Genomic DNA, 17,454 nt, shown 5'->3' with positions numbered 1-17,454 from the left:
TTAAACACCGAGTTTCAAAGCTTATTGGAAACAACCATCATCCAGGTGAGATTGGAATGTATCGAGAAGCTATCCTGAAAAACATATTAAGGAAGTATCTTCCATCTAATATCTCTGTAGGTACAGGCTTTATTGTTTCAGGATCAGAGGAAAATCAAGTATCAAGACAATTGGATAATATGCTGTAAGTTTTGGGAGGTGAGATATGAGGTGGTGGAGGTGGGGTGAAAAACCATGAGATTATTTTCATTATTATAATACGCCATGTCTGAATTAAAAACCTGTTTCAAGAAGGTCGACTACGAACTGAGCGGCCTGCTGCACTATATCGAAATTGGGGATATCGGGCTGCCGGATATCCAGCGACCCTTCGTGTGGGAAAACACCAAAGTGAGGGACCTCTTTGATTCGATGTACAGGGGATTCCCGGTTGGGTATTTATTGTTCTGGGAAAATGTGGTAGCAAACGGAGTACGTCAGATCGGTAGCGGAGAAAAGGCCCATGTCATTCCAAACCGCCTTATCGTGGATGGTCAACAGCGTCTGACTTCCTTATATGCCGTGATAAAAGGAAAGAAGGTTCTGGATGCCAGTTACAAGTATAGGTACGTTGAAATTGCTTTCAGGCCTCGGGATGGGAAGTTCAGTGTCACTGATGCAGCTATTCGAAGGGATCCTGAGTGGATTAATAACATTTCGGAGATTTGGGCATCGGGAAAATCAAGCCATAAGATCGTCAAAGAATACATCGAGAAAATCAACCAAAGAACGACACTTACTGATGATGAAGAAGAGCTGATCAGCAATAACCTGGACCGGTTGTTTGATATTCAAAAGTACCCATTCACTGCTCTGGAGATATCTTCGATCGTTGATGAAGAAGAAGTGGCCGATATTTTCGTCCGTATCAACAGCGAAGGAGTTACTCTGAACCAGGCGGATTTTATCCTTACACTCTTATCTGTATTCTGGGATGAAGGACGAAAAGCCCTGGAAGACTTTTCACGATTCTCCAGGATTGTTCCTGAATCCGGTACGCCGTCCCCATACAATTATTTTATTAAACCCTACCCTGATCAACTATTGAGGGTGGCCATTGCCCTTGGATTTGGCCGTGGGAAACTGAAAAGTGTTTACCAGATCCTTCGGGGAAAAGATCCGGAGACAGGAGCCTATTCCACACAAAAAAGGGACGAACAATTTGAGATCCTTCAAAAGGCCCAGGATCAGGTTCTGAATCTGACAAACTGGCACCAGTTCATGAGTTGCCTGATTGGGGCAGGATTCCGGGGAGAGGAAATGATCTCTTCGCAAAATGCTCTGTTGTATGCGTATGCGTTTTACCTGATGGGGCGGACCAGATTTCATATCCCGGAACATATCCTGCAAAAGCTTATTGGACGGTGGTTCTTCGCCTCCAGCCTGACAGCCCGATATTCGATGGCACCGGAATCCACAATGGACAGCGACCTTATTCATTTGAAGGATTTGCAGTCCGGGGACCTTTTCATTCAGGAGTTAGAAGAAATGATAGCAGGGGCATTGACTAATGATTTCTGGAATATCACCTTGCCCATGGGCCTGGAAAGTTCCTCCTCACGAAGCCCCATCTATTTCGCATACCTTTCTTCACAGATTCTGCTGCATGCCCCGGTTTTGTTTTCTCATAAAATAATCGCCGATTTGATGGATCCAATGCTCAAGACAGTGAAGAAGCCATTGGAGAAACATCATCTGTTTCCCCGTGCCTGGCTGGAGAATAATGAGAAGATTAAAGACATCAGGATGATCAACCAGATCGCCAATTTCGCATTGATCGAGTGGCCCGACAACATTGACATTAGCGATGGGGATCCCAGAAGATATATACCTGAGATCAGGGGACACGTCAAGGATGAAAACGCCTGGAAGAAAATGTTGGAGTTGCATGCTCTGCCAGAACAGTGGGAAAACATGACCTATCTTGAATTTCTGGCAAAGCGCCGCTATTTGATGGCTCAGATCATCAGGAAAGGATACGAATGTTTATTGTAAATCCTCTCAAACGCTATTTTCCGCCATGAAAACCCTGAAGAAATTACTGCTGAACGATGGATTCATCCTAGTCTTGATCATAATCAATGCCATCGTCTTATTCCTGCAGGGCTTTGACTTTCCGGTACATGTACTAAAAGTTTTATCCATCATTGACAACATTATCACGATGATCTTCGTGGCTGAGTTGTGTGTCAAGCTGATCCAGTACGGGCCTGCAAATTTCTTCAAATCTGCCTGGAACATTTTCGATGCAGTCATCATCCTGCTGGCCGTTCCGTCGCTCTTTGAGTGGTTTACCGGTTTTGGCGGCAGGCCGACTGAATATATCCTGGTGTTAAGGGTGCTGCGGGTATTCAAATTCTTTCGGTTCATCCGCTTCCTGCCAGACGTCCACAAGGTACTGACCGGTTTTAAGAGGGCTATGAAAACTTCAATGGTTATTATCCTGGGATTCTTTGTCTACGGATTTATCGTGGCAGTGCTCTCCTGCTATCTGTACCGCAATACAGCACCCGAATATTTTCATACCCCGCTGAGCTCGTTTTATTCCATATTCAAAATATTCACGATAGAAGGCTGGTATGCAATCCCTGATCTGATAGCAGGACGAACAAACGAAGCTGCCGCAGTCCTAACAAGAATATACTTTGTTTTCATCCTCGTGACAGGGGGTATTTTTGGTCTGTCGCTGGTTAACTCCGTCTTTGTCGACGCCATGGTCAGTGATAACACAGATCCGTTGGAACGAAAAGTTGATGAATTAGAGAAGAAGATTGATAAGCTGCTGGAAATGCAAGGAAAAAGGAAGAATGAAAAAAATTAAAAGGCCACAACGGACGATGCTGTAGCGCTTAATAAGCGGTGGGTAGCGAGCGGTTGACCAGGCCTTTTAATTGATTATTTTGATCAATTCGATTTTCCTTTATTTACGTCTTTGATCACTCGAACTTATTTCTAAATTGCAGCATTGTTTGCATATCCCATGAACCAAACCTACATCTCAAACCTGACCCACTTTCTCGATGAAAACGGCAATATCCCGGAAGTCATCCCTAAAAAGCACAGGCAGTTCGCCTACTTCCTGGCGATGATCGTGGACAATCTGACACATTCCATACTTGATCATACACAGCCACCTCCGGATCCGATACGATGCCATGCCCGGGGATGCAAAGGAATAATCCATAGCACGCTTGATTTGGACGATGATTCAATTGTATGGGAGTGTGATCAGTGTGGGGACTACGGAAGGATATCAGGCTGGCAGAAAACGAAATGGGATAATCTGTGATGATCATCTCACGAACACAAGTGAGTGGCTCTTTTCTGTGATTTAAGTTGTTTTTTTGTACTTGACTTGCAAGAAAAAGAAAATCAATGAGTTATAAACCTGATATCAGTACAAAATGAATTTATCACTTTGTACTGATCCGTTTGAATTTGTGCTGCTTTTATCCTTGGATTGGCCTAAAGGATTGTATCGGTTGTTATAAATTGCACTGGCTTGTACTGGTTTGTACTGATTTTGTACTTTATAAATTATTGAATATTAACAGATTAAAGATTAAAGTACAAAATAACAAAAGAAATAAGAGTTTTTAGGTATACTCTATTTGAAGCGGCTAAAATCAAATTGTCCGATGTACTCTGAGAAAGTCCTGATTTTCAAAATATCATTCCTGTCGAATAACATGTATTCGCTATCATAGACTATAGATTTTTTGCACGAGCCTGATCCTTCGCTCAAGGGCTTTGTTGTTAAATCTTACGAGGTAACTTTCCATCCTTTCCCAATTTACATCCTCCTCCAGGACCACTTCGTTGAAACGAATCTCCGCAATATCCTGCTCTGTATTATAGAAATTATAAATGTAAAGAAAATCCAGGATGGCCTTCTCTCTGTCGGCGATCAGAAAATTCCTGGTCATTCCGTTTACGGTCATTTCTTTTAACTCATATCCGAAATAATATGCCGGGCTTATTGAATAATACTTGTAGGTCCTGCCCAAACAGATGAAGCTTGCTGTCTTTTTGGTGGTGATGGAAGTGGAATCCAGCACATGCTCGGGAATCAATCCGTAAAACAGAAGCGCTTCCTGATGACTGATATAGGAGGGAGCATAAATCGTATTGGCAACAAGATATTGAAAGTCGGTAATAGTGATAAATTCCTTGAAGCAGTACCAGCTGTTCCTCAGCTTCAATATGTATCCCTTTCTTTGCCAGTGCAACAGATTGTCACTGTTAAATCGAGGGAACACCAAACGGATGTGGTAAACAGAAAAAATTCCCTGCTGGGAAAAAGCTTCCCTAAATTGAAGAAAACTTAAATTCATATTAACATATTCCAAAATATCCGCAAATATACGGATAAAATGGAATAAAGTGTTTTGACTAACAGTAAATATTTACCTGATCAGTAGAAAGAATGATCTCAAATGAGGAGGCGGGTATTAATAAATCAATCCTATAGCCAATTCTACTTCTAAAAGGGTACTTCTTCGGTGGGTATTAATTCCTCCGGCTCTTTCACCGTTTCTTTTTTGGAAACTTCAATGTACTCCATCCCATTTTTAATGATCCGCTCGCCATTGAAGCTTTGATTGAAAAAATAATCCTTAAACTGACTAAACGCCTTGAGCTTCTTTTTGAATCGCTGGGCGGAAATAGAAGTCAGATGGATGGATTTAACATCTTCCTTATAATTGTCAAATACTTCTCCTTTAGGTATTTCAACGTTCAGATTCCTGTCATCACTGAAGAATTTTTCTGCCCAGTCAAAGAACGGTTCTCCCATTTCCTGGCGTAACCGCCTTTTTATTAGGTTCAGACCGGGGGCTTCTACTTTTCCGTACTTCATGTAAAACTGGACTGCCCGTGCCATGACATTGTAGAATAAATTCCACTGTTCCTCACCCCATTTGGAGGAGAAGAGATTTACATTGAATTCATCGGCAGGTGAGAATTTTTTATGATAATAGTCTGAAAATGCAATTTTAAACTGCCTCCGTTCATCGGACTCACCATTTCCGTGAAGCGCATGATTGGTGGATAGATAAATCTTTGGCGTCTTTTCTTTAGGCAGGATAAATGCCTGAATGTTCTTTTGATTCACACTAACCTTACCGGTGATTACGGTATAAAAGAATTCAAAATCAACATCCATTCGTACATCGTCAATAAAGATCATATCTGAACGCTCATTTACCAGAGCCCAGATATGTGGATTGTCTGTCAGTTTTTTGGATTTTCCCTCAATGTAGATACTTTTGCAGACCTCATCAAAAGCAAATCCCAGCAACGATTTACCGGTTCCTCCATTGCTTTCACCTACTTCTGAGATACTGTTGTCCATGGCCACAACCGCCCATGTCCGGCTGTCATTCCTGAAATTGTGCAGCAGGTAACCAATGGCTGAGATTTTATTCAAAAAATGAACAACCTCCTCGTATTTCATTTCATTGGTTAACATGCTGTTTTCGACTTTATGGTACATCCGGCTGGTATTTAAAAGAAACCTGAGAAAATGAGAATCATGATCGTCATTGATGGAAAGATGGAATTTTTCGCTTTCGAAGTCCACATTAAATAATGGCTCCACGAGTGTCGGTGAAAAATTTATGACGTTCTCCCTCCAGATATAGCCCTCAAAAGAATCATAAGGGATTTGCTCAATTTCATTACTGGATACTTTCCAGACAAAATTGTTGAAAAACATATATTGAAAATCGGGTCCGCTTCTGACAATGTCGAGTTGGATCAGGTCGATATTTGAAAGAGATGGTTCATTGAGGTACTGGCCACATCCTTTATAAATCATATTGAGAAGGTCTTTCTTATTCAGGGTCTTCACGAAGCTTACAAGGAAATCCCTCATCATATAGGGAAGTACTTCTGTGAGAATCTTATTTTCAATCCTCACATATACATAATCCTTGTCCTTTTCCTTGCCGATCCTACGAAACCGGTAAAAATTATTGGCTGTTAAAAATTGATAGGCATTGTAATAATCAAACTTATAATCAATCAGGTAATTATCTCCTGATTTAGTCGATTTTTCCTGCCAGAACTGGAGATCCTTTCGAAACACGAAATCACCCCCAGGTTTAGTTGTTATAGTAGTCGTATTACCGTCCAGGTTCATCAGATCTCCCCCCTTGTATTGCCATTTTCTGAATTTGAACGTGAAGGGCTCTTCCCCGAGGATATGCTTAAACCGGTCGTAGAATAGAACGGGCCGCCCCTTCTTATCTTCACTGAGCAGGAAATGAGTTTTAATTTTGAACAGAGAGAAATCGGAGATATTCATGATCTCAAAGAAATCCTTTGCCCTGGTCAATGCCATCAAATCCTCCCTGACCAGCTGTTCCCTGCCATTCATCAGGACCAGCAGATCATCCAGTCCCTTGGCCGTTTCTTCAAACTCTGCCCGGATATGGGCCAGGTACACATCCATTTCAAATTCCTTGCTCAACTCCCTGAACGCCCTGACAGCCGTATAAAAAGAGTTCAGCCGGATGAACAGGTCTTTGCTGGGGTAATTGTTCTGCACGTACTTTTCCGAAATGCAATCCGCATCCATCAGGAATATCAGGTTGCGGACCTGGCAGCGCTTAATGAGATCTTTGAAGTCTTCAGGCAGATCCAGCGTTTCCCGGTCTTTGAAATTGTGGATCCCCTGGATACCTGCAACCGGAATTTCGTGCAGACAGGCTTTAAAAGCCTTGAACTCTCCTTCCACGACACCCAGGGTATGAAGCGGCAGATGTTCCCTGAATGATTTAATAATGAGAGGGGGATAAAAGAAGCAGCTTTTCGATCCTTTAGGGCTCATGTATTTGGCATCCCCCTTGACTAAGTCCGGGTGGATCCTGGTACGGTAATAATCCTGCAGCTTGCCCTGGTTCTCAAAGTCTGCCAGATTCCCCTCCAACGTCACATAGTTGATCCTGATATTATCTTTCCGGTCACTCTGAAAGAATGTGGCCTGCTGAGGCGAGTATCCATAGATTATCTGCCGTTCGCTATCGTATTCCAGAGGGATCTGATTGTGTTCAGGGGCGATTCCAAGCTCAGATAATCGCTGTTCGCAATAAGATGCAGTCATATAATGTTATTTTACTGATTTGACAATATTATCGAGCCGTCCTGAAGCCTCTGACATAGTGTTTATTCAGGTGCTTTTCGATGTCAGCGGCCTTGTAATAGATCTTATTGCCAAACTTGGAAAAGGGCAGGGTTCCATTGTCACGGTAGTTCTGCAGGGTCCTCTTACTGACTCTTAATAAATGGCATGCATCATCATTATCAAGCCATGCCTCTTTGGTTCCTTTTTTACCCTGAAGGATCTCTGGATCAGATTGGCCGGTTTCGGTGACTCTGGTCTCAATTTCTTCGAGCTTCTTCATAAGCTCAAGAAAAGCCTTGGATTCAATTGTAATTACTTCCATTTTGTCAGATTTTAATGAATTAAAAAGATTATGGAAGCAAAACTATTGGAGTACTATTGGGCAAAAAAGGACAAGCAAAAGCAACGAAAAGCATTCAGAGGACAAATGAAAAAAAATAAGATGCTGTTTAACAGCATTTTAATTTTTATAAAAAATTCATTTTTAACTTAATATGAAGATAAACAGGGATTTAAGTCAGGGACAAAATGCACCGTGATTTTCAAGGAATAATAGGGGGTGAATCTAATATACAGATATACAGTGACATAAGTTACAGACAAAATGCAACAAGATTTATTTGGAAATAGTAAAGTATTGAGCATCCGGTACAGTAAGAGAAATTTAAGTTGCCGACAAAACTCACCGAGATTTTCAGAAAGAAATCAGGATTTAATTTAACATGCTGAATAACATCATGATAAGCACAGGACAAAATGCAAGAAAATTTTTTTGATCAGAGGATCAGGCGGTCAGATATCAATAATTATATCATTGGCATCATCCAGTTCATCACTCCCAAAATTAGCCAGGTAGGTCTGGGTGGTTTTGATATCCCTGTGGCCCAATCCTTCGCTGATGATGCCAATGTTGATGTTTTTCCGGCTGGCAATGGTTGCCCAGGAATGCCGTGCAACATAGGAGGTCAGGTTGGTCTGGATGCCGCAGGTACTGGCCAGATCCTTCAATGTATCATTGAACCATTGCATATGAAGCGTTATATCCTTCCTGATCAGCTCATGGCTATCTTTCCGGGATATGATGGGAAATATGTAATCGTCTGTTGATTTACCATTCAAATAGTGTGAAAGGATCTTCTTTATGGGATCGGATATCTTAATGTTATATTCCCTGCCGGTCTTGGTCCGTTTATAGTAGATCCGGCCATTCCTGATATTACTGACTTTCAACCGGGCCATATCCGTCCAGTTCATACCCATGCAATAGAAGCTGAAGAAAAAAAGGTTCTGGGCATGCCAGAGTTCCGAGCCCTTTTTGAGTTTCTTATTCTTAAGAATGCGGATTTCATCCTGGCTCAGTGCCCTTTTCCGGGGATTGATGTATTTGAACTTATAGGTTCTGAAAGGATACAGGTCATTTGATGCACACCCTGCTTTTATTGCCCTGTTATATATAGCCCGGATCGTGCGCATATAATAACAGACGGTATTATTACTGTTGTTGTGCTTATAACAAAAGGTTTCGAGCTCTTTGAGCATTGTATAATTCAGATCATCAAAGACGAACTCCTTTTCGTTCCTGAATTTCTTGACAAGACTCAATGCCATTTGATAAACAGCTGCATTACCCAGCTTATTGACCTCTTTCATACGGTCGATTTCCTGCTGGGTAAACTTCATGAATCCAATCTCCTCATAATCATTGCGTAAATGCTTAACCACATCCTCAACAGTGAACGATTTTCCTTTGGCTTCCATATCCAGGATAAATTGCTCTGCCAGGGCATAATCGGATAAAATCCGGTTATTCCATCTCTTGGCATTCGGAAAACCGGGTTTCAGGCGGGAATATTCATCATCCCACTCTTCAGGACGGCAGGAACAACCGATGGCTACATAGCCAACTTTATGGTGAGTGATCCGCAGCATGACCGGATGTTTTCCATTCGCAAGTTTTTTACTGGTAAAAAGTATCGGTTTAATCTTGGACATGGAAGCAAATTTTTACAAATTATTTATACTCTTTTTATTTTAAAAATGAAAACAAATATACGTGAATTGCATGTCTGGTTTAAATATGGTTTAAAGTTTTTTGCGAATTTATTACTTTCGGATGTAAAATTTTGCTTTTAGTCAAATTTTTATATCATTGATAATTAACATGATATAAGAAAACGAAAGAAACTAAAAGTAAATAAAAGAAGGAAATATTATTTTTCAGGGGCATGATCAGGAATATTGTTCGTAAACAAAATTTTTAGCTCGTTATTCCTCTTGCTAAAAAAATCAGCAATGGCCTTTCAACAGCTGACTAAAAAGCAACATCTCCCGGCTTCCTGTGATGATGTCTGAAATTACATCTCGCCTCCTACCCTGATGATCGTCAACGGTTAACTGAACGGATTCTCGATCTCGGGTAATCCCAGATTCCTCGAACGGATGTTGATCAGGTCGATCATCTCGTGGGCCATATCCCGGTTCACCTGCCAGGCCATCGGCAGGACATAGGTAATGGTCTGGTTGATATGGCGCTCATATCGTTCAGGGTCGTAGATGGTCAGGTGCAGATCCAGCAAATTGCTGATGCGGTCGGCCGACTTGAGCAGCTTGGCCCGGTCACTTCCCTGGGTGAGCAACCTTTCCAGGAACACCTCCTTTTTCTCACAGGGATTGCGCGTTACTTCCAGCACAAGTTCCACCACTGCAGGGCCATCCTCGTCAATGAACCGGAGTGCCCGCTGATCGGTATCCTGTACATCTTCCAGCAGGTCGTGAATGACGGAAGCTTTGAGCAATACAGGATCCAGTATCTTGTAGTCGAGGATGATGGCCATGGTGGCCATGGCGTGCCTGAACTGGTTCCCTCCCACTTTGCGTGACACGCCTATCAGCGCTGTGGCTTTTTGTATCCACGGCGCAAGGATGATCTTCGAAAGGGAAAGCATGTCTTCGTTTTTCATGGGAAAAATATTATGACGATGGCAAATCGCTGCGCAACGCGGAAAAGCAAAATTTATCAACAGGGTTCTCCGGTAGATATTGATATCCGATTAACTGATTAACCGATATTTGATTTTGGATTTAAATCCGATATCCGATATCGGTTAATCATTTCATCGTATATCTGCGTGGAGCATACCGGATTCGAACCGGCGACCTCTACAATGCGAATGTAGCGCTCTAGCCAGCTGAGCTAATACCCCGGAAGCGGGTGTGGGAATGGGTGTGGGTGTGAGTGTGTAAAATTATACAATATTTTCATAAATTGACTATTTTTACCGGGATCATTTACTCCCGATCCTTGCAAGTCAGACCAACCAATAACTATAAATAACTTTGAATGTCTAAAAATGACTATGAATGACCACGAATAACTGCAAATAACAATCAATAATCCCAAATATCAACCAATAACCCTTAATCCCATTTATTATGTACGAAAAACGCATTCTGGATCTTTTCCGTGTCAAAGGCGGTGAAAAGATCAATCTTGACGAGGTCGACACCGAGTATGGATTTATGCCGCGCCTTCAGGATTTCAAAAAATCAACAGTGAAGGAGCACCTTGAAGATCGCCTGGCTCAGAACGTCAAAGACCTGGCAGAGATGCAGGACCTCTTCTATGCCAGTGACACGTACGCATTGCTGCTGGTTTTCCAGGGGATGGATGCTGCAGGCAAGGACGGAATCATCAAGCACGTGATGTCGGGGGTCAATCCTCAGGGATGCCAGGTGTACAGCTTCAAGCAGCCCTCGGCCGAGGAACTGGACCACGACTTCCTCTGGCGGTGTTCCCTCCGGCTGCCGGAAAGAGGGCGCATCGGGATCTTTAACCGATCGCATTATGAAGAAGTACTGGTGGTGAAGGTTCACCCCAAGATCCTGAACAACGAGAAACTACCCAACTTCAAGCTGGATGAAACCTTCTGGCAGAAACGGTATGAGTCGATCCGGGAATACGAGCATCACCTGTTCAGGAACGGTACGATCATCCTTAAGTTTTACCTGCACGTTTCAAAAAAAGAACAGAAAAAAAGGTTCCTCGACCGGCTGGAAAATCCGGAAAAATACTGGAAGTTTTCGACGTCTGATGTGGCTGAACGTGCCTATTGGAAAGATTATCAGAAAGCATTTGAAGATACCCTCAGAGAGACATCTACCGATTATGCGCCGTGGTATATCGTTCCTTCCGACCACAAGTGGTTCGCCCGCGCCCTGGTGGCCGACATCATCGTTTCGGCCATCAAATCCCTTAACCTTAGCTATCCGGTCATATCCGATGCACAGATGAAGGCGATGAAAGAGGCGAAACGGATGCTGGAGGAGGAGCGGTAGCAGGCAAATGGTAATTGTCAATTGTCAATTTTCGATTGTCAATTGACAATTTTAAATTGACAATCGACAATTATCGAGCTTTCGTGGTCAGGGCGTAAAAAGATGCACAATTTGAATCTCCGTCGTTTTTTCCGGGATTTGTATGAATCCATAGCCGGGACAGAGCAGGATTTCACATCGGGGAGCCTGGGCCGTGCCATCATGCTGCTTTCCATTCCCATGGTCCTGGAAATGGTGATGGAATCGATCTTTGCCATCGTCGATATTTATTTTGTATCCCGGCTGGGGGCTGATGCAGTCGCCGTCGTCGGCATCACCGAATCGGTGATCACGATCGTGTATGCCATTGCAGGAGGGATGAGCATTGCTGCCACGGCACTGGTGTCGCGCCGTATCGGGGAAAAGGACCATCAGGGGGCATGCAGGGCAGCTTTTCAGGCCATCGTCGCCGCCGTCGCTGTCTCGCTGATCCTGGGAATTCCGGGCTGGTTCTTTGCTGAGGAGGTCCTTACCCTGATGGGATCTCCTCCGGAGGAGGTTGAAAGGTTCTCGGGATATACTTCGTTGATGATCGGCAGTAACATCGTCATCATGCTGTTGTTCATCATCAATGCCGTTTTCCGAAGTGCCGGCGACGCAGCCATCTCCATGAAGATTCTGTTCATCGCCAATCTCTTCAACATTGTGCTCGATCCGGTCCTGATTTTTGGATGGGGTCCTTTCCCGGAGATGGGAATCAAGGGAGCTGCCCTGGCAACCGTTCTGGGACGCGGCCTGGCGGTCGTCTACCAGCTATTCCTCTTATTCCGTGGGAAACACAGGGTCAGCCTGTCGCTGGAATATCTGAACATCAACCTGAAAGAAATCCTGAAACTGTTCAGGCTTTCAATGGGCGGCATTGGCCAGAGCCTGATCGCAACTTCCAGCTGGATCCTTTTGGTCCGCATCATCGCCTTATTCGGCAGCGAGGCTGTGGCCGGATACACCATCGCCATCCGTGTGATCCTGGTTTCCATGCTTCCTTCTTCGGGCATTGCCAATGCCGCCGCCACCCTGGTCGGACAAAACCTCGGAGCCAGGCTGCCTGGCAGGGCTGAACGTGCCGTTTGGACGACCAGTGTCATCAACTTCATCATTATGGGAGGCATCGGGCTGCTGTTCGCTGTCAGCCCCGAACCGTTCATACGTTTCTTCACTCCGGAACAATCCGTCATTGAAAGCGGCTCTCATTGCCTCCGCATCATGAGCTACGGATTCATCTTTTACGGGGTGGGAATGGTGATCGTTAACTCCTTCAACGGAGCCGGAGATACGCTAACCCCTGTCAAGATCAACTTCTTTTGCTACTGGCTGCTGGAACTAACGGTGGCCTGGTTGCTGGCTGTACCGGCCCGGATGAATGAACAGGGAGTTTACTATGCGATCCTGATTGCAGAAGCAGCGATGACCGTCACAGCCGTGCTCATCTTCAGGAAGGGAAAATGGAAACTAAAACAGGTGTAAATATTTGCCTTTCTCCGGATTATTTTGTTCCTTTGATAAAATTTGAATGAATGGACGGGCGCCTTCTTTTTCAGATCCTCCAGCTGGTCATCATCCTGATCATATTCATCTTCCTGATCCGTCATATCTGGGGATCCTTCTTTGACACGGATTACCAGCCCGTAGCCTGGAAGCATTCCGTGAAAATGAAATCCGTTTCCCGGGAGCTGCAAAAGATCGAAAAACAGACTCCCGATAAAGTCCGTTTTTTCAATTTCTGGTTCCAGACCGAACGGATGAAAAAGGAGAACGTTCCGGGTGCGTTTGCCGAACTCGGCGTGTACAAGGGTGAAACAGCGCGGATCATTCACTGGATGGCGCCATCACGGACACTGCACCTGTTCGACACCTTCGAAGGATTCCCCGCGTCGGACCTGAAAGGTGAAACGGGCGAGGCGGCCACTTATTCTCCGGAGCGGTTTTCCGACACGCGACTGGAAAAAGTCAGGAACAAGATCGGGGGCAACGAAAACATCGTTTTTCATCCGGGGTATTTCCCTGATACGGCAACAGGTCTGGAAGAGGAGACCTTTGCATTTGTTTCGATCGATGCGGACCTGTATCAGCCCATCGCGGCAGGCCTTGCCTTTTTTTATCCGAGGCTGTCACCCGGCGGCGTCATCATCGTTCACGACTACAACCATAAGTGGGAAGGCGCCGTGCGGGCAGTGGATGAGTTCATCCAAAACATCCCGGAAAGCCTGGTGTCTGTACCCGATATGGAATCGAGCGTGATGATCGTTAAAATGAAGAATATAGGATGTAGGATGTAGGATGAAATATGTAAAATGAAATATGTAAAATGAAATCCTTCATCAACCTGTAGACCTGTAGACCTGTAGACCTGTGAACCTGTAGACCTGTAGACCTGTAGACCTGTAGACCTGTAGACCTGTAGACCTGTGAACCTGTAACACGAACAACCATGAAAAACCCCCTAATCCTGGAGATCAACACCTGGGTATGGCTGAGTGAACTCACCATCAAATACGACCAGGCGGTCACACTCGTGAATGTTCCTGCGCTGGAATGGGATGAAATCGCACAACAGGGATTTGATTACCTGTGGCTCATGGGCGTGTGGAAACGTAGCCCGGCGGGACTGGAGATCGCCCTGCAGCATCCTGATATCATCCACGCCTGCCAGATGGCTTTACCCGGTTTTACCCCGATGGATATGGTAGGTTCGGCCTACTGTATCCAGGACTACACCATTGATCAAATGCTCGGTGGCCAGGAAGGGATCCTGAAAGCACGAACGGAATTAAAAGCAAGGGGAATGGGCCTGATCCTTGACTTCGTTCCCAACCACGTCGCACCGGATCATCCGTGGACGAGGGAACACCCGGACTATTTCATCCAGGGAATGGAAAACGATCTTCTCCAAACACCCGACGACTTCATCCCCATCAACGGGAGGGTCATTGCCCGGGCCAGGGATCCCTTTTTCCCTCCGTGGCCTGATGTGGTGCAGCTAAACGCATTTTCCGGTGAGCTGCGTAAAGCCTCAGTAAAAACACTCCTTGCGATTGCATCCCTGTGCGATGGTGTTCGCTGTGACATGGCCATGCTGATGACCAACCGGATCTTTGAACAGACCTGGGGAAACAAAGCAGGACCGAAGCCAACCAGTGAATTCTGGATGGAAATCATCCCTGAAGTGAAAAAAATGTTCCCGGCATTCCTGTTCATTGCTGAAGTTTACTGGGAGATGGAATGGGAACTCCAACAGCAGGGATTTGATTTCTGTTATGACAAACGCCTTTACGACCGCCTGCTCCACGACACGGCAGAGAGCATCCGGTTGCATGCATTGGCTGGCCTGGATTACCAGGAAAAACTGATGCGTTTCATTGAGAACCACGATGAGCTGCGCATTTCCTCGCAGCTGGAGGTACCGCGTCATTCCGCCGCTGCCGTCATTTTCGCCACGCTTCCCGGGGCACGGATGTTCCATCACGGGCAGCAGGAAGGATACCAGACCCGAATACCCGTTTTTCTTGCCAAACCGGTGCCGGAGATTCGTAATCACGACCTGCAGGAATTTTACCGGAACCTGCTTCATCTGATCTCGCAAACCCTGTTTCATAAAGGTGAGTGGGCGCTGTGCGCGGTCAACGGCTGGCCTGGAAACGATACGGTCCGCAACCTGCTGGCCTGGTCATGGTCACTGCCTGACCGAAGAGCCCTGGTGGTCATCAATTATTCCGGAATGCAGGCACAGGGACTCGTCAGCTGGCCATGGGCGGATGACCCGGGCAAAGAGGTGATCCTGAGCGATGAACTGCACGATACAACCTACCTGCGGTCAAATAAAGAACTGACCGACTTTGGCCTGTATGTTGATTTGAACGCATGGAATTACCACTTCTTCATTTTTTAACTTCGATATTGGTCACTCCTGCAGTGAACCTCTGATAAAAAAAATGCTATGATGAATGAATCAATCCCCGTTTTGAAAAACCATAAACGATTCCATATGATCAAAAATACTTTATTTATTATATTACTCATTGTCAACATCTTACCTGGCAGTCTTGTAGCGCAGCACCTGGCGGCATTCTCCGACATCCAGAACCATTTTTATGTTTTTGATGCAGGGAAGACCGAACAGCTGGAAAATCTCAAGATCCAGTCCTATAAGGTAGGGGGCAATCATTTAGCCTATATCGACAATGCAGGGGGTTTAAAGGTCTACTACAATGGCGAGGTCTATGAGCTGGACAATGCAGGAGCCGGTATGAGGTATTACGCCACGGACTACCTGCTGGGATACAAATACCTGGATTTTTTGAAAGTCTTCGACCGCGGTAAAATAAAAATACTTTGTACGGCCGTGGAAGGATATGTGGTTCAGGACAGCCTGATCACCTGGTACGACCGGATCAGCAGGACGGTCAATATTTATTATAAAGGAAAAACGGAGACACTGGAGGATGGATTGCTTGACTTTCCGTTCGAACGCCTGAAAAGCGGCGATAATACGCTTGCCTATGTTACGACCGTGGATAATAAATTCAAGGTTTTCTGGGCTGGTGATATCTGGGTGATTGATGAATTCGGGGAATACATCACTTACAAAACAGGAAAAAATATCGTTGCCTATATGGATGAACCACGGAACATTTTCAAGGTCTTTTATAAAGGCGAGGTGTTTGAACTGGAATATTACCGGCCGCAAGCCTTCGAAGTCGGAGACGACATGGTGGTTTACGTTGATGACATGGGCAACCTGAAATCCTTCAACAAAGGCATCACCACCACCCTGCTTCCGAACCGGCCTGAACACTTTGAAGTTAATGATGAAGCGATGATCTTTATCGACCAGGGTTATTTCAAAACACATTGCAATGGAACGGTTCAGATCATCGAACGGTACGTACCGGACAAATATGTACTTGACTGGAATTCAATATCTTATATTGACGATAATCAAAATGTCCAGGTGGTTCAGAATTGTGAAAAACACGTGGTCACCTATGAACTGGTGACGGATCTTGAAATGAACCGTAACCTGATCATGTATAAAACAGGGCCCAATACCACGCGGATCTATTACTTCGGTCAGGTGTTTGAGGAATAGGGACGCCGTGTTGTTAACACCATCCGGTTATTATTTTGCCATACAATAAAATCAATTCTTTCCGTTATCTTAGTAGTTTTGCGGAACTTCCCTGAAGCAGGGATACCTGTGTGTTTTTAGTATGAACCAACTTAATTTTTCGTCCATGAATCCTCCGCGCAAAGTCCATATTCGTTTACGGTCATTGTTCTACTATGCATTGATCCTGTTGTTCGCCAGTGCCGTCATGACAGGGAACAGCGGATGTGCAGGTAAGAAAAAAGCGGGAAAGACCAAGCAGGTGACCACTGTTCACGATGATCCCGACCAGTTGTTAAAGGCAAAAGGCCAGCTGCTGGAGATCCTCAATGATGACGGATCCCTTCCGCTGAGCACGAAAGAGGCTACCCTCGAAGAAATCAAATCACAGCGTTTTCAGGATGCGGAAATCAATAGCCTGATTGATCTTGCCGAACAAAAAATCAACAAAGAAAAAGAGATGGCCAGGAAGCCTGAGCAGGTGATCCCGCCACAGGAGGTTGAAGAAGCAGCAAGAGCCGGCACTTCCGACATACTTGAAGGATTTTTCAACGACCTGGTCAACAACAAGAATTACAGCGCATCAGATACTTTTATCAGCCAGGCGTTGAAAATGTTCGCCAGCGAATCCGTTCCAGTCCTGATCATCATCTCGCAGGAGGGCGGAATGACCGATTACGATGAGCCCACCACCATCCTGAAATACCTGCAGTATCTCGACGACACCAAAAACAACATCAACCGGATCAGCAACATCAAAATCAATGAAGAAGGGTTGATCACTGAATTAGAACTCATTAAAAAGTAATCA

14 protein-coding genes and 1 tRNA gene are annotated in these 17,454 nt (G+C 44.8%); 9 read left to right on the top strand and 6 right to left on the bottom strand.

Going from position 1 to position 17,454, the window contains the following annotated elements; translation table 11 throughout:
• Window positions 1–264 precede the first annotated feature (264 nt).
• From PKI34_05950 to PKI34_05940, 3 genes are all read left to right on the top strand, one after another.
• Window positions 265–2,034 carry a DUF262 domain-containing protein gene (locus tag PKI34_05950; GenBank protein ID HNS17345.1) on the top strand — a complete coding sequence of 590 codons (1,770 nt, stop codon included), beginning with the start codon at window positions 265–267 and terminating at the stop codon, window positions 2,032–2,034.
• Window positions 2,035–2,059: 25 nt separating this feature from the next.
• Complete coding sequence (locus tag PKI34_05945) at window positions 2,060–2,860, top strand: ion transporter (GenBank protein ID HNS17344.1); 801 nt, start codon at window positions 2,060–2,062, stop codon at window positions 2,858–2,860.
• A 159-nt stretch (window positions 2,861–3,019) separates the two neighbouring features.
• Window positions 3,020–3,328, top strand: a complete 309-nt coding sequence (locus PKI34_05940; protein ID HNS17343.1) for a hypothetical protein — start codon at window positions 3,020–3,022, stop codon at window positions 3,326–3,328.
• A 412-nt stretch (window positions 3,329–3,740) separates the two neighbouring features.
• Here the strand turns inward: PKI34_05940 and PKI34_05935 are convergent, their stop codons facing one another.
• The 6 genes from PKI34_05935 to PKI34_05910 form a co-directional block, all read right to left on the bottom strand.
• Window positions 3,741–4,298 (bottom strand): hypothetical protein, encoded by a 558-nt coding sequence (locus PKI34_05935; GenBank protein ID HNS17342.1) that lies wholly within the window; start codon window positions 4,296–4,298, stop codon window positions 3,741–3,743.
• A 224-nt stretch (window positions 4,299–4,522) separates the two neighbouring features.
• A complete protein-coding gene (locus PKI34_05930) occupies window positions 4,523–7,144 on the bottom strand; it encodes a hypothetical protein (protein HNS17341.1) in 2,622 nt (873 codons plus the stop codon).
• Between the two features lie 28 nt (window positions 7,145–7,172).
• The gene (locus PKI34_05925; protein HNS17340.1) at window positions 7,173–7,487 is read right to left on the bottom strand and encodes a helix-turn-helix domain-containing protein; all 315 of its coding nucleotides are present in this window, start codon (window positions 7,485–7,487) and stop codon (window positions 7,173–7,175) included.
• Between the two features lie 470 nt (window positions 7,488–7,957).
• Complete coding sequence (locus PKI34_05920; protein ID HNS17339.1) at window positions 7,958–9,157, bottom strand: site-specific integrase; 1,200 nt, start codon at window positions 9,155–9,157, stop codon at window positions 7,958–7,960.
• Between the two features lie 398 nt (window positions 9,158–9,555).
• Entirely contained in the window at window positions 9,556–10,125 is a 570-nt protein-coding gene (locus PKI34_05915) for a hypothetical protein (protein ID HNS17338.1), read from the bottom strand.
• 169 nt (window positions 10,126–10,294) lie between these two features.
• Window positions 10,295–10,368: transfer RNA gene (locus PKI34_05910), tRNA-Ala, on the bottom strand.
• Window positions 10,369–10,597: 229 nt separating this feature from the next.
• On the opposite strand from PKI34_05910, the gene PKI34_05905 reads away from it, so the two are divergent.
• The 6 genes from PKI34_05905 (at window position 10,598) to PKI34_05880 (ending at window position 17,451) form a co-directional block, all read left to right on the top strand.
• A complete protein-coding gene (locus tag PKI34_05905; protein ID HNS17337.1) occupies window positions 10,598–11,500 on the top strand; it encodes a polyphosphate kinase 2 family protein in 903 nt (300 codons plus the stop codon).
• A gap of 102 nt (window positions 11,501–11,602) precedes the next feature.
• Window positions 11,603–13,003 carry an MATE family efflux transporter gene (locus PKI34_05900; GenBank protein HNS17336.1) on the top strand — a complete coding sequence of 467 codons (1,401 nt, stop codon included), beginning with the start codon at window positions 11,603–11,605 and terminating at the stop codon, window positions 13,001–13,003.
• 50 nt (window positions 13,004–13,053) lie between these two features.
• Entirely contained in the window at window positions 13,054–13,815 is a 762-nt protein-coding gene (locus tag PKI34_05895; GenBank protein HNS17335.1) for a TylF/MycF/NovP-related O-methyltransferase, read from the top strand.
• A gap of 152 nt (window positions 13,816–13,967) precedes the next feature.
• Window positions 13,968–15,425 (top strand): alpha-amylase family glycosyl hydrolase, encoded by a 1,458-nt coding sequence (locus PKI34_05890; protein HNS17334.1) that lies wholly within the window; start codon window positions 13,968–13,970, stop codon window positions 15,423–15,425.
• Window positions 15,426–15,521: 96 nt separating this feature from the next.
• Entirely contained in the window at window positions 15,522–16,625 is a 1,104-nt protein-coding gene (locus PKI34_05885) for a hypothetical protein (protein ID HNS17333.1), read from the top strand.
• Window positions 16,626–16,770: 145 nt separating this feature from the next.
• Complete coding sequence (locus PKI34_05880; protein HNS17332.1) at window positions 16,771–17,451, top strand: hypothetical protein; 681 nt, start codon at window positions 16,771–16,773, stop codon at window positions 17,449–17,451.
• Window positions 17,452–17,454: the final 3 nt, after the last annotated feature.

The sequence above is a fragment of the Bacteroidales bacterium genome, assembly GCA_035342335.1.
Taxonomy (GTDB): domain Bacteria; phylum Bacteroidota; class Bacteroidia; order Bacteroidales; family JAGONC01; genus JAGONC01.
The sequence above is the reverse complement of the archived record's forward strand: the minus strand, read 5'-3'. Positions and strand labels throughout refer to the sequence as shown.

Bases quoted from the DNA above. Each gene is read 5' to 3' on its own strand.
- PKI34_05950 (HNS17345.1), top strand. From the start codon at position 265: ATGTCTGAATTAAAAACCTGTTTCAAGAAGGTCGACTACGAACTGAGC.
- PKI34_05945 (HNS17344.1), top strand. From the start codon at position 2,060: ATGAAAACCCTGAAGAAATTACTGCTGAACGATGGATTCATCCTAGTC.
- PKI34_05940 (HNS17343.1), top strand. From the start codon at position 3,020: ATGAACCAAACCTACATCTCAAACCTGACCCACTTTCTCGATGAAAAC.
- PKI34_05930 (HNS17341.1), bottom strand. From the start codon at position 7,144: ATGACTGCATCTTATTGCGAACAGCGATTATCTGAGCTTGGAATCGCC.
- PKI34_05925 (HNS17340.1), bottom strand. From the start codon at position 7,487: ATGGAAGTAATTACAATTGAATCCAAGGCTTTTCTTGAGCTTATGAAG.
- PKI34_05920 (HNS17339.1), bottom strand. From the start codon at position 9,157: ATGTCCAAGATTAAACCGATACTTTTTACCAGTAAAAAACTTGCGAAT.
- PKI34_05915 (HNS17338.1), bottom strand. From the start codon at position 10,125: ATGAAAAACGAAGACATGCTTTCCCTTTCGAAGATCATCCTTGCGCCG.
- PKI34_05905 (HNS17337.1), top strand. From the start codon at position 10,598: ATGTACGAAAAACGCATTCTGGATCTTTTCCGTGTCAAAGGCGGTGAA.
- PKI34_05900 (HNS17336.1), top strand. From the start codon at position 11,603: ATGCACAATTTGAATCTCCGTCGTTTTTTCCGGGATTTGTATGAATCC.
- PKI34_05895 (HNS17335.1), top strand. From the start codon at position 13,054: ATGGACGGGCGCCTTCTTTTTCAGATCCTCCAGCTGGTCATCATCCTG.
- PKI34_05890 (HNS17334.1), top strand. From the start codon at position 13,968: ATGAAAAACCCCCTAATCCTGGAGATCAACACCTGGGTATGGCTGAGT.
- PKI34_05885 (HNS17333.1), top strand. From the start codon at position 15,522: ATGATCAAAAATACTTTATTTATTATATTACTCATTGTCAACATCTTA.
- PKI34_05880 (HNS17332.1), top strand. From the start codon at position 16,771: ATGAATCCTCCGCGCAAAGTCCATATTCGTTTACGGTCATTGTTCTAC.